General features: G+C 51.4%; 13 protein-coding genes. 4 read left to right on the forward strand and 9 right to left on the reverse strand.

The window, feature by feature from the left end; genetic code table 11:
* Nucleotides 1–7 precede the first annotated feature (7 nt).
* Nucleotides 8–1,237: an MFS transporter gene (locus tag LVJ88_RS04970; RefSeq protein WP_085418105.1), complete on the forward strand. Its 1,230-nt coding sequence runs from the start codon at nt 8–10 to the stop codon at nt 1,235–1,237.
* 302 nt (nt 1,238–1,539) lie between these two features.
* Here the strand turns inward: LVJ88_RS04970 and LVJ88_RS04975 are convergent, their stop codons facing one another.
* The 3 genes from LVJ88_RS04975 to lon all read right to left on the reverse strand — a co-directional run bounded on the left by LVJ88_RS04975 (nt 1,540) and on the right by lon (nt 6,713).
* Nucleotides 1,540–3,369: a SurA N-terminal domain-containing protein gene (locus LVJ88_RS04975; protein WP_085418082.1), complete on the reverse strand. Its 1,830-nt coding sequence runs from the start codon at nt 3,367–3,369 to the stop codon at nt 1,540–1,542.
* A gap of 434 nt (nt 3,370–3,803) precedes the next feature.
* Complete coding sequence (locus tag LVJ88_RS04980) at nt 3,804–4,073, reverse strand: HU family DNA-binding protein (protein ID WP_054598979.1); 270 nt, start codon at nt 4,071–4,073, stop codon at nt 3,804–3,806.
* A 189-nt stretch (nt 4,074–4,262) separates the two neighbouring features.
* The gene (gene lon, locus LVJ88_RS04985; protein ID WP_054598980.1) at nt 4,263–6,713 is read right to left on the reverse strand and encodes an endopeptidase La; all 2,451 of its coding nucleotides are present in this window, start codon (nt 6,711–6,713) and stop codon (nt 4,263–4,265) included.
* Nucleotides 6,714–7,003: 290 nt separating this feature from the next.
* Here lon and LVJ88_RS04990 point away from each other — a divergent pair, with 290 nt between their 5' ends.
* Genes LVJ88_RS04990 through lipA form a run of 3 tightly spaced genes read left to right on the forward strand, consistent with a single transcriptional unit; the run spans nt 7,004 to nt 8,880 of the window.
* Complete coding sequence (locus LVJ88_RS04990; protein ID WP_054598981.1) at nt 7,004–7,276, forward strand: HP0495 family protein; 273 nt, start codon at nt 7,004–7,006, stop codon at nt 7,274–7,276.
* Between the two features lie 3 nt (nt 7,277–7,279).
* Entirely contained in the window at nt 7,280–7,900 is a 621-nt protein-coding gene (lipB, locus tag LVJ88_RS04995) for a lipoyl(octanoyl) transferase LipB (protein WP_085358808.1), read from the forward strand.
* Complete coding sequence (gene lipA, locus LVJ88_RS05000) at nt 7,897–8,880, forward strand: lipoyl synthase (RefSeq protein ID WP_085418081.1); 984 nt, start codon at nt 7,897–7,899, stop codon at nt 8,878–8,880. The genes lipB and lipA overlap by 4 nt, the downstream gene beginning before the upstream one ends.
* Nucleotides 8,881–9,004: 124 nt before the next feature.
* Here lipA and purF read toward each other — a convergent pair whose 3' ends face one another.
* From purF to LVJ88_RS05030, 6 genes are all read right to left on the reverse strand, one after another.
* The gene (gene purF, locus LVJ88_RS05005; RefSeq protein WP_085358812.1) at nt 9,005–10,543 is read right to left on the reverse strand and encodes an amidophosphoribosyltransferase; all 1,539 of its coding nucleotides are present in this window, start codon (nt 10,541–10,543) and stop codon (nt 9,005–9,007) included.
* Between the two features lie 17 nt (nt 10,544–10,560).
* Nucleotides 10,561–11,058, reverse strand: coding sequence for a CvpA family protein (locus LVJ88_RS05010; RefSeq protein WP_085418080.1), 498 nt, complete (start codon nt 11,056–11,058; stop codon nt 10,561–10,563).
* Complete coding sequence (locus LVJ88_RS05015) at nt 11,058–12,320, reverse strand: SPOR domain-containing protein (RefSeq protein WP_085418079.1); 1,263 nt, start codon at nt 12,318–12,320, stop codon at nt 11,058–11,060. Before LVJ88_RS05015 ends, LVJ88_RS05010 begins: the two co-directional genes overlap by 1 nt.
* A gap of 12 nt (nt 12,321–12,332) precedes the next feature.
* Nucleotides 12,333–13,619, reverse strand: a complete 1,287-nt coding sequence (folC, locus tag LVJ88_RS05020) for a bifunctional tetrahydrofolate synthase/dihydrofolate synthase (RefSeq protein ID WP_085418104.1) — start codon at nt 13,617–13,619, stop codon at nt 12,333–12,335.
* A 66-nt stretch (nt 13,620–13,685) separates the two neighbouring features.
* Nucleotides 13,686–14,108 carry a protein YgfX gene (locus LVJ88_RS05025; RefSeq protein ID WP_085418078.1) on the reverse strand — a complete coding sequence of 141 codons (423 nt, stop codon included), beginning with the start codon at nt 14,106–14,108 and terminating at the stop codon, nt 13,686–13,688.
* Between the two features lie 3 nt (nt 14,109–14,111).
* A complete protein-coding gene (locus LVJ88_RS05030; RefSeq protein ID WP_085355471.1) occupies nt 14,112–14,471 on the reverse strand; it encodes a hypothetical protein in 360 nt (119 codons plus the stop codon).
* Nucleotides 14,472–14,483: the final 12 nt, after the last annotated feature.

Here is a 14,483-nt window from a genome sequence, read left to right on the forward strand (position 1 = left end):
CAACGTGATGCAGCATCATTCCGAAAACTTGCGGTTGGCGTGGTTGGTAATCATGTGCGCGGCAGCCGTGTTGATGATAACTTCGGGCATACGGCTGTCGCTGGGCTTGTTTATGCAGCCCATGGTACGCGATACACCGCTCAGTATTGCCGATATCAGTTTTGCCATTGCGGTCACCCAGTTGATGTGGGGCGTTTCCCAACCGCTTACCGGTGCATTGGCCGACCGCTTCGGTGCTTGGCCGGTATTGTTGTGGGGTACGTTGCTGCTGATAGCAGGCTGCCTGCTGGTGCCGTGGGTGCCTGGTGTGTGGGGGCTTGCGCTCACTATGGGTGTGATGATTGCTTTCGGTTCGGGTGCAGGCGGTTTTTCGATTTTGATGAGCCGGGTTGCCAACAAAGTTCCCGCAAGAATGCGCGGCACCGCTTCCGGAGTGGTGAATGCGGGCGGGTCGTTTGGCCAATTTTTGTTTTCACCCTTGGTGCAGGGATTGATTCTGCTGCCGACCGCCGGTTGGCGCGCAACCATGTATGTTTTGGCCGCCGTCAGCATGCTGATTATTCCGCTTTCCCGTTTGCTGACCCGCGGCGACGGCTCGGCTAAGCCGCAACAGGCAGCCGCAGCCGGGCATACGGGCGAAACGCTCAAACAGGCGCTGGTTCGCGCTTTTAAAGACCGAAGTTATATTCTGCTGCATTTGGGTTTTTTCACTTGCGGTTTCCATATCGCTTTTCTCGTTACCCATTTGCCGACCGAAGTGGCATTATGCGGATTGCCGCCTTCCGTTGCTTCTTGGTCGCTGGCGATTATCGGATTATCGAACGTAGCAGGCAGCTTGGCCGCAGGTTGGGCGGTAGGTCGTTACCGCAGCAAATATATTTTATTTTGGATGTACGGCTCGCGCGCTGCTTTGATTGCCGTTTATCTGCTGCTGCCGCGCACCGATACCGTTTTTTATCTGTTTGCCGCCGGATTGGGTTTGACTTGGCTGGCAACCGTTCCGCCTACCGCCGCCATTGTCGGTAAACGCTTTGGTGTGCGTTATTTGGCCACGTTGTTCGGCTTAACCTTGCTTTCACACCAAATCGGTGCATTTTTCGGTGCGTATCTCGGCGGCAAGGCCATTACTGCGTTCGGTGATTACGGTTGGATGTGGTATGCCGACATGGCTCTGGCAGCTGCTGCGGCCTTGCTGAATCTGCCTATTCAAGAAGATAAAATCAACCGTCATGCTTAAGCTATCCGGGTAAAGGCTTCGAGGCCGTCTGAAAGATACGTTTGAGTAGAAAAGATTGTTTAAGCATATTTTGACACCTTTTAGAATCTTCGGATACGGATGCAGTTTAAGGCGTAGCAGCACAGCGAGCACAGATATATGAAACAACAGGCAAAAGAGCGGGCAGTGTGCAACGCAGAAATACGCCGTAAACGGGGGTTTGCAAAGGGCTCGATATGTATTAAAAAGCCGACCAAAGAAATCTCTTTCAAAAAAGACGGGGCAGATTGTTTAATCTGCCCCGTCTTAATATTACAACGCACTTATTCTTGCTGAGTATTCACTTTTTGTGCGCCTTGAGTTTGCTTAATCGTTGAATTGAGATAAGTGATTAAAACATCGAGATTATTCGCACCTTGAGCTTGACCGATGGTCTGCTTGATTGCCTTGATTTGATCTTGTGTAATGTTGTCGGGCACTTTAACGGCCTGAACCTCTACCAATACCGGTGCAGGCAGGTTGGACAACAAGGCATAAGCCGGCTTGCCTTGAGCGGGGCGGGCTTTTGCCAATTGGGTATACGCTTCAGGCGGCATCGACTTCCGCGCTTGTTCGGCTGTCATTTGCGATACCGGCGACCACGTCAAACCTGCTGTTTTGCCTTTTTGAACATCTGCTAAAGCTTGGTTGGCTTTTGTTTCCGCCAGTTTGCCCGCTTCGGCGCGGATGTAATCTGTTTTCACAAACTCTTTGGCTTGGTTAAATGTTTGGGTGGATTCTTCCCGAACTTCTTTCGCACGCACAACCCAAATCAACCCGTCGCCAACAGTTACAGGTTCGGAATTGTGTTTTTTCTTAATGACATCGTCACTGAATAAGGTATTGATGAGTGCATCGGGCATACCGGCAGCTTTACCGTTTTCTCTTGTTAGCCAATCTGCGGGCGCTTCGACTTTCAAACCTAATTTTTTGGCCACTTCGGTTAAACTGTCGGGGTGATTAAATGCTTCTTCTGTCAATTTTTCTTTGGCTTCATTAAATGCCGAAGTTGCTTTTTTCTGCTTCAACTCGGCTTCGATGCGTGCCTTTTCTTTTTCGATATCTTGAATATTCAATACGGTAATTATATGGTAGCCGGCATCGGTTTGAACCAATTCGCTAATTTGGCCTTTTTCAAGTGAAAATGCTTTATCTTCAAACTCTTTCAACAAGCCGCCGTCTTTTGGCAGATAGCCGAGATTACCGCCGTTCTCTGCCGACCCTTCGTCACGGGAATACTGTTTTGCCAATGCGGCGAATTTGGCAGGGTTGGCTTTCACTTGAGCCAATACTTTTTCAGCTTCTGCTTTAGCTGCCGCGCGCACGTTTTCTGGTGCATCTTTTGCTACGGTAAACAAAATATGCGCAATTTCACGCGCAGGCACAACTTGTTCAAGTGCTTTATTCAGCTCTTCGTTGCTGATGGTTTGCTTCTCAGCCAGATCTTGAATGTTCAATGCCACATATTCAAATTTAACCGCTTGAGGAACAATGTAGTTTTTCTTGTTGGCATCATAATATTTTTTAAGGGCCGCATCATCTGCTTTCACCTGTGCGGCAAAAGCCTCAGGCGTAAATGTTATGGTGCGTATCGTGCGCTCAACCTGACCGGCATTAATAATCTGCTTGGCTTGTGCATCGCTAACCAATACGCCGCCGCCTACCATGGCTAAAAGATGCTGTACGGCAAATTCGCTTTTGAGTTGGTCGATATATTGGTCTTCCGAAAGGTTGCGTTGGCTTAAATATTGATTAAACAGGTTTTGGCTGAATTTGCCGTTTTGATCGTGAAATGTACGGTCATTCACAATATTTTGTTTCAATTGCTCTTGAGATACGGCAAAACCCATTTCTTCGGCGCCTTCAGCCAATAAAGCGCGCTGTAACAGTGCTTGGAAAACAGTTTCGCGGGATTCCGATGCTCCGCCCGAATGCTGTAAATTCTGTAAAGTTGTGTTTAAGTCGAATTCGCTAACCTTTCGGTCGCCTACCTTCACAATATAATCGGAACCGGGAGCGGAAACGGTGCTGACTCCGAAGCCTACGAATGTGATTGCAATCAAACCCAACAAAATTTTGGCGGGTGTTTTATATTTTTCTACTGTTACAAACATGGCATTAAAATGGTGGTTGTAATGGAATTTAAAGTGATCAAGGAATATAAAATCCGGAGTTTATCTGGTTGATAAAGTATGGCTTTAAACGGATTTATTTTCCAGCAGGAATTTCGATGCACATTGTAACAGCCTTTCCATATACTGTGCAGCTTTGCTCTTTCGATGATTGAGTTGGAAAATCAAAATGTATGTATATATAGTGAATCAACTTGTTTTAATACAAGGTAGCAGGCAGTGCAGATAGCACGAAACCGATTCTACTGCCGCTTGAGCGGCGTACATCGTTCTCTTTGAGTTAAGGCGCAGCAACTCTAGAAGAAAAGTGAAGTTGATTGACTATGTTGATAAAACGATAATTTGATTAAATCAGGATAACAAAAAAGCAGGCATATAGCCTGCTTTTTGAAATAGAAAAGCTGATCCGTCAACAATTACAGAGCATCTTTCAATGCTTTGCCGGCACGGAATTTAGGTGTTTTTGCTGCAGCGATAGTCAAAGGTTCGCCGGTTTTGGGATTGCGGCCTTGACGCTCGGCACGTTCGCCAACGTAGAAAGTACCGAAACCAACCAGGGTTACAGTGTCGCCCTTTTTCAAGGCATTGGTTACGGCATTGGTCATACCGTCCAAAGCTTTGGCTGCGGCAGCTTTAGAAATATCAGCCTCTTGGGCAATAGCTTCAATCAATTCAGACTTGTTCACAATTAAGTCCCTTTCTATCGTTTGAAATAATGAAACCCCTAAAAATCGGGCGTTTAGGTACAAATCCGTACATCTGCCGACTTTATAGCAAGCCTAAAATCAACGTGTCAAGCAAAAAGATGCGTAGTATCGGGCTTTTTAAAGCTTTCTTTACAACACCCGCATCTTTTACAACAGATTCCAACAAAATCAGTGTTTGGTTGCCTTTACGCTTGACTTGCGGCCTGATTTAGCCAATGACGAATCGGTGGGCGCTTCTTCGTTTTTCCATGGTTCGGGCTGGCGTTCCAAGCCGAATGCCAGCACTTCTTCGATCCATTTCACCGGATGGATGGTAAGCCCTTTTTTCACATTGTCGGGGATTTCTTCCAAATCCTTAACATTGTCTTTCGGAATCAACACATGTTTGATGCCGCCGCGCAGTGCGGCCAGCAGTTTTTCCTTCAAACCGCCGATGGGCAATACTTCTCCGCGCAGGGTAATTTCGCCGGTCATAGCTACATCGGCCCGTACCGGAATTTGGGTGAAAGCCGATACCATGGCCAAAGTCATGGCGATACCTGCACTGGGGCCGTCTTTCGGCGTAGCACCTTCGGGCACATGGACGTGAATGTCTTTTTTCTCGTAGAAGTCGGGAGACAGACCGACGGCTTCGGCACGCGAACGTACGACGCTCCATGCTGCGGATACCGATTCTTTCATCACGTCGCCAAGTTGGCCTGTGCGGATGATGTTGCCTTTGCCGGGCAAAGCGACGGCTTCGATGGTGAGCAATTCGCCGCCGACTTCAGTCCATGCCAAACCGGTTACTTGGCCGATGCGGTTTTCGTCTTCGGCAACACCGTAATCGAAACGGCGCACGCCTAAGTACTCGTGCAGGTTTTTTTCATCAACCTTCACGGCTTTGGTTTTCAGACGGCCTCTGCCGGAAGCGGTGGTTTTTTTATCTTCGGCCAGCGTAATTTTCATCACGACTTTACGGCAGATTTTGGCGATTTCGCGGTCGAGCGAGCGTACGCCTGCTTCACGGGTGTAGTAGCGGATGATGCCGCGTACTGCACTCTCGTCTATAACCAATTCGCCTTCTTTTACGCCGTTGCGTTTCATTTGTTTGGGTACTAAATATTGCATGGCAATGTTGATTTTTTCGTCTTCTGTGTATCCTGAAAGACGGATAATCTCCATACGGTCAAGCAAAGCGGGCGGGATGTTGAGGCTGTTGGATGTGGCGATAAACATAACGTCGCTCAAATCATAATCCACTTCGGCATAGTGGTCGGCAAACGAATTGTTTTGTTCGGGGTCGAGTACCTCCAAAAGTGCGCTGGCGGGGTCGCCGCGGAAATCACTGCCGAGTTTGTCGATTTCATCGAGCAAAAACAGCGGATTTTTCACGCCGGCTTTAGCCATATTTTGCAGAATTTTACCCGGCATCGAACCGATATAGGTACGGCGGTGGCCGCGGATTTCGCTTTCGTCGCGAACGCCGCCCAGTGCCATGCGCACATATTTGCGGCCGGTTGCTTTGGCAATGGATTCGCCCAGCGAGGTTTTACCTACGCCCGGAGGGCCGACCAGACACAAAATAGGTCCTTTGATTTTGTCCATGCGTTTTTGTACGGCCAAATATTCCAAAATGCGTTCTTTAACTTTTTCCAAGCCGTAATGATCCGCGTCCAAAACCAAATCGGCTTTGGCTAAATCTTTGCTTACGCGCGATTTTTTCTTCCACGGCAGTTCGAGCAGGGTGTCGATGTAGTTACGCACTACGGTGGATTCTGCCGACATCGGCGGCATCATTTTCAGCTTTTTCAGTTCGGACAAACATTTTTCTTCGGCCTCTTTACTCATGCCGGCTTCTTTAATCTGTTTTTCCAACGCTTCGAGTTCGCCGCGTTCGTCTTCTTCTCCAAGCTCTTTTTGAATGGCTTTAACCTGTTCGTTCAAATAATATTCGCGCTGTGATTTTTCCATCTGACGTTTGACGCGGCCGCGAATGCGTTTTTCCACCTGCATGATGTCGAGTTCGGCTTCCAGTTGGCCGAGCAGGTATTCCATGCGGTCGGTAATGCTCACGGTGTCGAGCACTTCTTGGCGCTGTTCCAGTTTAAGCTGCAAATGTGCGGCCACGGTATCTACCAAGCGGCTGTTTTCGTTGATGGCGTGAATGGTGCTGATGACTTCGGCCGGAATCTTTTTGTTGAGCTTGGCAAATTGGTCGAATTGCGAAAGCAGGGTGCGGCGCAGGGCTTCCATGTCGGGATTGTCGGCATCGGTGTCTTCGGCGGTTTCAACATGCGCCATAAACAGTTCGCCGGTGTCTTCTACTTTCAAGGCACGGGCGCGGTGTACGCCTTCTACCAATACCTTCACGGTGCCGTCGGGCAGTTTCAATACTTGCAGAATTTGGGCGACCGTGCCCATTTCGTGCAAATCTTCGGCATTGGGTTCGTCGTCGTTGGGGTCGCGCTGGGCAAGCAGAAACACCCGTTCGTCGTTGTCCATGGCTAGGTTCAACGCAGCGATGGATTTTTCGCGCCCCACAAACAGGGGCAGAACCATGTGCGGATAAACCACCACGTCGCGCAGGGGCAGGGTAGCCAGAGCGGCGTATTCCTCAATATGTTTGTCTGTAGCCATAATTCTCAGTCTCTTTAATCATTTACTGGAAGACTTACTGAAACATCCGGCGTGTTTGCGGTTGTTTCGGGCAGGTCTTTTATTTATCGGGTTGCCGCCTACATTGGGCTGGTGGGGTGCTATTTCAAGCCTTGAAAAAATTTCGACAGCCGATATTTTACTGCGGGTAATCAAACGGCCTTTTACAAGGCAGTATAATGGATTGGCCAACGTGTTTGCGTTAAAATACTGCCGGTTTGAGTGATAAGGCCGTCTGAAACCTTTCAGACGGCCTATACTGAGGAAACACCATGACTGAACACAATACTTCGTTAATCGAATTTCCCTGCAATTTTCCCATCAAAGTGATGGGGGGGCAGCATCCGGAGTTCGAATCTTCGGTGCTCGCTTGCGTGCAGAAACACGCGCCGGAAACCCAAGCGCACCACGTCAGCATCCGTCCGAGCAGCAAAGGCAATTACTTGAGTGCCACGGTGCAGGTGAATAATGTGCAAAATCAAGAGCAGCTCGATAATATCTATCGCGACCTTACCGCCCACGAGTTAGTTAAAGTAGTGCTGTAAAACATGAAAACCGTACAACTGGGGTTGGCCGATTACCAACCGGTATTCGAAGCCATGAAGGCTTTCAATGCCGCCCGAACCGATGAAACCGAAGACGAATTGTGGGTGGTAGAACATCCGCCGGTATTCACGCAGGGTTTGGCGGGCAAGCCCGAACATTTGCTGTTGCACAGCGATATTCCCGTCGTGCAAATTGACCGGGGCGGGCAGATTACCTACCACGGCCCTGGGCAATTGGTTGTTTATACCTTAATCGATTTCAAACGCCGCAAAACCAGCGTGCGCCACATCGTTACCGCTTTGGAAAACAGCATCATCGCCACATTGGGCGCATACGGCATAAATGCCTCAGCCGATCCCCAACGCCCCGGCGTATATGTCGGCGGGCGTAAAATCGCTTCTTTAGGGCTGCGGATTAAAAACGGCTCGGTATATCACGGTTTGGCTTTGAACATTAATATGGATTTGTCGCCGTTTCGATATATCAATCCCTGCGGCTATGCCGGTATGGAGATGGTTCAGATGGCCGATTTCATCAACCCTTGCCCAACCTTAACGGAAGTGGCGGACAAACTTACCGCACACCTTACCAAACAACTCGCCCCGAAAGACACCATATCATGAGTGAACAAAAATTAGACAACGCCCAAGGCGTGAAGCATAAAGGTGCAGCCAAAACTGCCCGTATTCCGATTAAAGTCGTACCGCTGGAAGAAAAACTCAAAAAACCCGAATGGATCCGCGCCAAGCTGCCTACCGGTAAAAAGTTTTTCGAAATCAAAAATATCTTGCGCGACCAAAAAATGCATACCGTTTGCGAAGAAGCCAGCTGCCCCAATATCGGCGAATGTTTCAGCAAAGGTACTGCCACCTTTATGATTATGGGTGATATTTGCACCCGCCGCTGCCCGTTTTGCGACGTCGGACACGGACGCCCTAATCCGCTCGACCCCGAAGAACCCAAGAACCTTGCGGAGTCGGTAGCCGCCATGAATTTACGTTATGTGGTGATTACTTCGGTTGACCGCGACGACTTGCGCGACGGCGGCGCACAGCATTTTGCCGACTGTATCAGCGCCATCCGTGAAAAAAGCCCCAACACCAAAATCGAAATTCTTGTGCCGGACTTCCGCGGCCGTTTGGATATTGCTCTGGAGACTCTCTCGCGCACGCCGCCCGATGTGATGAACCACAATCTCGAAACCCATCCGCGTTTGTATAAACAGGCGCGCCCCGGTTCCGATTACAAACATTCGCTGGAACTGCTGCGCCGCTATAAAGAAATGCAGCCCGATATTCCCACCAAATCCGGCATTATGGTCGGCTTGGGCGAAACCGACGAAGAAGTGCGCGAAATCATGCGCGACATGCGTGAGCACAATATCGAAATGATAACCGTAGGCCAGTATCTCCAACCTTCAGACGGCCACCTGCCTGTGTTGCGTTATGTTACGCCTGCGCAATTTAAAGAGTTTGAAAAAGAGGCTTACGAAATGGGCTTCACCAACGCCGCTATCGGCGCGATGGTCAGAAGCTCGTATCATGCCGACGAACAGGCTACCCAAGCCTTGCAGGAAAATGTGTTGAATCACGCGGTTGATTAGAACGGTGTGAGCAACAGAATGAACAGCGGCAGATTTGCTGCTGTTGATTTATCTGTATCTGTAAACGGTTTTCAGACGGCCTGATGAGTATCAGAGGCCGTCTGAAAGCAAAGAACACAAAAGATTATTCTTCTTCGTCGCTATGGTTGTTGATGCGGATGGCGGTATGTATTTCACCGGCGGGAACCGTAGAAGGCGAAGATTTGTCGTCAGACAGCTTCTGCAAATATTCTTCGTCTATATCGCCGGTAAGGTAACAGCCGTTGAAACATGAAGCATCGAAACCGGCAATGTCGGGATTGAGCTTTTTAACGACTTGTTCCAGTTCGGCCAAATCTTGGAAAACGCAGCCGTCGGCACCGATTTCGCGGGCAATGTCATCATTGGAACGACCGTTGGCGATTAATTCTTCGCGCGTGGGCATGTCGATACCGTACACATTGGGAAAGCGCACTTCGGGAGCGGCTGATGCAAAATAAACTTTGCGGGCGCCGGATGCGCGAACCATCTCAACGATTTCTCTGCTGGTTGTGCCTCGAACGATGGAATCATCAACCAGCAAAACGCTTTTACCTTTAAATTCCGACTCCATAGGGCTGAGTTTTTGGCGCACCGATTTTTTGCGGGTTGCCTGACCCGGCATAATAAACGTGCGGCCGATGTAGCGGTTTTTGATTAAACCTTCGCGATATGGCTTGCCGAGATGATGAGCCAGCTCCATCGCGCTGGGGCGGCTGGTGTCGGGAATCGGCATCACCACGTCGATGTCGTCGATAGGCAGTTCGCGCTTCACTTTCTCTGCCAGAGTAATGCCCATATTCAAGCGCGATTGATACACGGATACGTTGTCAATCACCGAGTCGGGGCGGGCGAAATACACATATTCAAACAGGCAGGGACTCACTTGCGGATTCTCGGCGCATTGGCGGGAGAAAAAACGGCCGTCCAGCGTGATGAATACGGCTTCTCCGGGGGCGATGTCGCGGTCCAAATCGAAAGCCATGCCGTTGAAGGCAACCGATTCCGAGGCAATGGCGTAGGCGGTTTTGCCGTTTTCGTCGGTTTGCGTGCCCAAAACCAAAGGGCGGATGCCGAAAGGGTCGCGGAAGGCTACCAAACCGTATCCGGCGATCATGGCGACTACGCCGTATGCGCCCCGCACGCGTTTGTGCAGTTTGGCGACGGCATTGAAAATGTTGTCTACGCTGAGAATGGAAGAGTCGGAGTCGGTAACTTCGCGGCGCAGTTCGTGTGCGAATACGTTGAGCAGAACTTCTGAATCAGAACGGGTGTTGATGTGGCGCAAGTGTTTGTTACACACGTTTTCATACAGCTCGGCGGTATTGGTGAGATTGCCGTTGTGTGCCAATACGATGCCGAAAGGGGAGCTGACGTAAAAAGGTTGGGCTTCCGCGGTGCTCTCGGCATTGCCGGCGGTGGGATAGCGCACATGGGCGATGCCGGCGTGGCCGGTCAGATCGCGCATGTTGCGGGTGCGGAAAACATCGCGCACCATGCCTTTGCCTTTGTGCATATGGAAAATATTGCCTTCGACGGTTACGATGCCGGCCGCATCCTGCCCGCGGTGTTGCAGCATTTGCAGGCCGTCGTAGAGGCTTTGGTTAACGGGTTGGTAGGCTACCATGCCTAATACGCCACACATTGTTTTTTCTCCGAAAATTAAAGAGAGGGGTTGGGTAGTTGTTCTGTAATCACAGACGATAAATAAGGTACGGCAAGCTGTGCCAATGCTTCAAAGTAGCTCGCACTTAGTGACTGCTGCCAGCCGTCGGTATGCGGCAGGTCGGTAAACGAGCAAACGGTTACGGCCAATGTAACCAGCAAGATGCCTTTTGCTGCGCCGAACAGCCCGCCGAGCAGACGGTTTACGCTTCCTAAGCCGCTGGCTTTTACTGCCGAGGTAAGCAGGGAGCGTAAAAAATGCTGCACGAGCCATGCAGCAAAGAATAGGGTAACAAAAGATAAAGCGATGCCTAAGGCTTGGGGTTCGAATGAGTTGAACGCGATTTCGGCAAAAGGCACGGCGAACATTTTGGCCACGATAAACGCGATAATCCAAGTAATCAGCGAGGCGACTTCGATAATCAGGCCGCGCATCATGGAAACGATGATGCAAATGCCGATCAGGCCGAATGCGAGAATGTCGAAAGTCGTCATTATTGCTGCCCGATGACCATGCCGTCCGCACCTTTTTGGCGGATTTTTTCCAAAGCTTTTGCGGCGGCTTCACGGTTGGGATAGCTGCCGGTGCGGACGCGGTACACTTTGCCTTTGCTGGTTTCGGTTTCGCTCACATAAGTGCTCACGCCCGCATCGGCCAGTTTTTGCTGCATTTGCTGGGCTTGCTGGCGGCTGCTGTATGCGCCGATTTGAATCATGGCTTTGGTGTTGGTTTTGCCTTCGAGAATGGCTTTGGGGTCGCTTTTTTCAGCCGGGCGGGAAGATTTGTTGGCCAGAGCGTCTTGAGCGGCCTTGCGGTTGGCTTCTTGTTGTTTTTTCTGTTCGGCTTGGGCGGCACGTTTTTCCGCTTCGGCTTTGGCTTTGGCCTGCTGTTGCGCTTTCAGACGGCCTGCTTCTTGTTTGGCTTGGTGTGCGGCTTTTTCGCGTTCTGCTTCTTTGGCGGCCGCTTCGGCTTTGGCTTTTTGTGCGGCTTGTGCTGCTTTTTGCTGTGCGGCTTTCTGTTCGGCGGCTTTTTTCTCGGCGGCTTTTTTCTCGGCGGCTTTTTTCTCGGCGGCTTTTTTCTCGGCGGCTTTTTTCTCGGCGGCTTTTTTCTCGGCGGCTTTACGCGCGGCTTCGGCTTGGGCGTCGGGTTCGACGCGGTTGTTGATGATGACTACGGGAGGCGGAGCGTTGTCGGCTTCGGCTTTCGGTGCTTCGGTTTTGGCAGGCTTGCTAACCGGTGCAGGTGCGGTTTTGGCAGATTCTTTTACTGTTTTTTCAGACGGCGTTTCAGGTTTGGTTTCGGGTTTGGCTGCGGCTTGCTGTTTGGCCGTCGCTGTTGCGGCTGCGGCAGTTTCGGCTGACGGTGCGGGAGCAGGTTCGAGCACGGGTTGGGGGGCGGTTTCTGCTTCGGTTGGTGCGGGAGCGGTGAGCGGATTATCCAGCTCGACGCTTTCCGTGCCGCTTTCGGGTGCAGGTTCCAGCACGGCGGCAGGAGACAGATCGGAAGCGTCGTCGGACGAAGCGGCGCGGTTGGGCTGGATAACCGATTGCGTTTGTTCCGGAGAGGCCGTCTGAACGGAAGAGGCGGCCTTGATGGTAATGTTTTCGGCTTCGGCACCTTCGTTGCTTTGGCTTAATACCCTGGCCAAAATAAAGCCCGCCACAATAACCAGTGCCGAAGCTCCGACCAAGCGGCGGCGGTTTTTTCGCTTGAGTTGTTCGTATTCGTTTAACGATTGGAAGCGGTTGTTTGCCATGTTCTGCCTTGTTTACAGGGTTGCCATAACCTCGGCAACGGTGTGGAAGGAACCGAAGACGGTAATTCTATCATTTTCCGAAGAAGCCGCCAAAGCTGCTTGGAAGGCCGTCTGAATATTGTTGAAACAGGTTATGTTTTCGATGTTGTGTTCGGCCAGTTTCCGGCTTAATGAATCTATATTCATGCCGCGCGGCAGGTGCAGCGGGGCGATGTACCATTCGTCGAACTGGTCTTTAACGATGTCGAGCACTTGGTCGATGTCTTTGTCGGCCAAGATGCTGAATACGGCGGTGCGTTTTTGGGCGAACGGCAACGCCATCAGCCCTTGCCGCAAGGCGCGGGCGGCGTGGGGGTTGTGGCCTACGTCGAGAATCACCAGCGGGCGGCCCGGCAGCACTTGGAAGCGGCCGGGGTTGCTTACCAGCAACAGGCCGCGTTTGATGGAGCCGATGTCGATGGGCAGTTTATCGTTTAAGCATTCGATAACGGCCAGCGCACAGGCGGCGTTGTTCAGTTGGTATGCGCCGCGCAGGGCGGGAATCGGCAAGGCGTTGCGGTTGCGTTTGAGGCCGTCTGAAAACAGTCGGTCGGATTGCGGGTGGAAATGGAACGACCATTGCTGCTGTTCGAGTTTGCTGAAATCGAAATCGCGCTTGATCAGCAGCAGTTCCGCACCGATGTTTTCGGCATGTCGGCGCAGGGATTCGGGCGGCGGGTTTTGGCCGCAGATGGCGGGTTTGCCGCCGCGGAACACGCCTGCTTTTTCGTAGCCGACTTGTTCGACGGTGTCGCCCAAAAAGGATTGGTGGTCTAAATCGATGCTGGTCACGACGGCGCAGTCGGCATCGAAGATGTTGACGGCATCCAAGCGGCCGCCCAAGCCGACTTCGAGCACCATCACGTCGACTTGTTCGCGCATGAAAATATCGACGGCGGCTAAGGTGTTGAACTCGAAATAAGTCAGCGAAATATCGCCGCGAGCGGCTTCGATGCGCTCGAACGAGGAGATGATGGCTTCGTCGCTCACCGGCTCGGCGTTGACGGCGATGCGTTCGTTGAATGTGAGCAGGTGCGGGCTGGTGAGGGTGCCGACTTTGAAGCCCGCCTGTTTGTAGATTTGGGTGAGAAAGGCGCAAACCGAACCTTTGCCGTTGGTGCCTGCCACCACAATCACGGGGCATTGCGGGTTGAGGTTCATGGCGGTTTTGACTTCGCCCACGCGCGACAAACCCATGTCGATCAAGCCTGCGCTGTGTGCGGTTTCGAGGTGTGATAACCAGTCGTTGAGTGTTTTCATGATGGTGTTGCGTTGGTGTGTGAGGCCGTCTGAAAACACGCTTTGCGGGTTTTCAGACGGCCTGTTTTACGGTTTCGGTTGCCCCCAGCGCGCCCATACGAGCAGGCGGCGGTAGCTTTCACGGTCGGTCATGTCGGGCAGGATGAACTGCCGAATCTGCCGGTCGCCCAAGTCCCATTTTAAAAACAGGGCGTAGCGGGAAACCAAGCTGCCTGCACACAGGCCGGCGGTAAAGGCGGTTTGTTCGCTGCCGACAAAAACGGCGGCGTTTCCCTGCGGGCCGACGGCGATTTTGTGTATGGCATCGGGGCGGTTCAGTTTATGTATGCGCCATACCCAAATAAGGCTGGCGGCCAGTAAAATCAAGCCTGCCGCACGCATGGTTCCGTGGAAGGCAAACAGGCAGGCAAGCACCGCCCAAAGGTGCAGCAATACGGTAAGGGTTAATGCGGTGCGGGAAGGTTTTAAGGCCGTCTGAAAAGCCTGCATGGTTTACATCATGTTGTCGAACACGGGGCTGACGGTCATGTCGGCTTCTTCCATGTCCAGCACCATATCGTGGATTTCCACTTCGAAATATTCCCAAAATGCTTTCAGGCTCATGTCTTCGGGCCATTTGTTTTTGGGGATGTCCCAACCGGCGATTTCGGCTTCGAAGATTTGCTGGTAACGCTCGTCGAAATAGGAAACCACGGCTTCGGGTTCGTCGAATTGCGGCACGAGAAACACCGAGCAGTTGCTGCGGATTTGTTCGATGGTTAAATCGGGCATGTTGTCGTCGGCCTGTTTCAGCCATGCCAGAAAGTGTGCGGTGGGTTTCAGCACCACGGCGGTGCGGTCTACAAAATACATGAAGTTTCCTTA

Origin of the sequence: Neisseria dumasiana, from assembly GCF_022870885.1 — a bacterium.
In the GTDB taxonomy this organism is placed as follows: Bacteria; Pseudomonadota; Gammaproteobacteria; order Burkholderiales; family Neisseriaceae; genus Neisseria; species Neisseria dumasiana.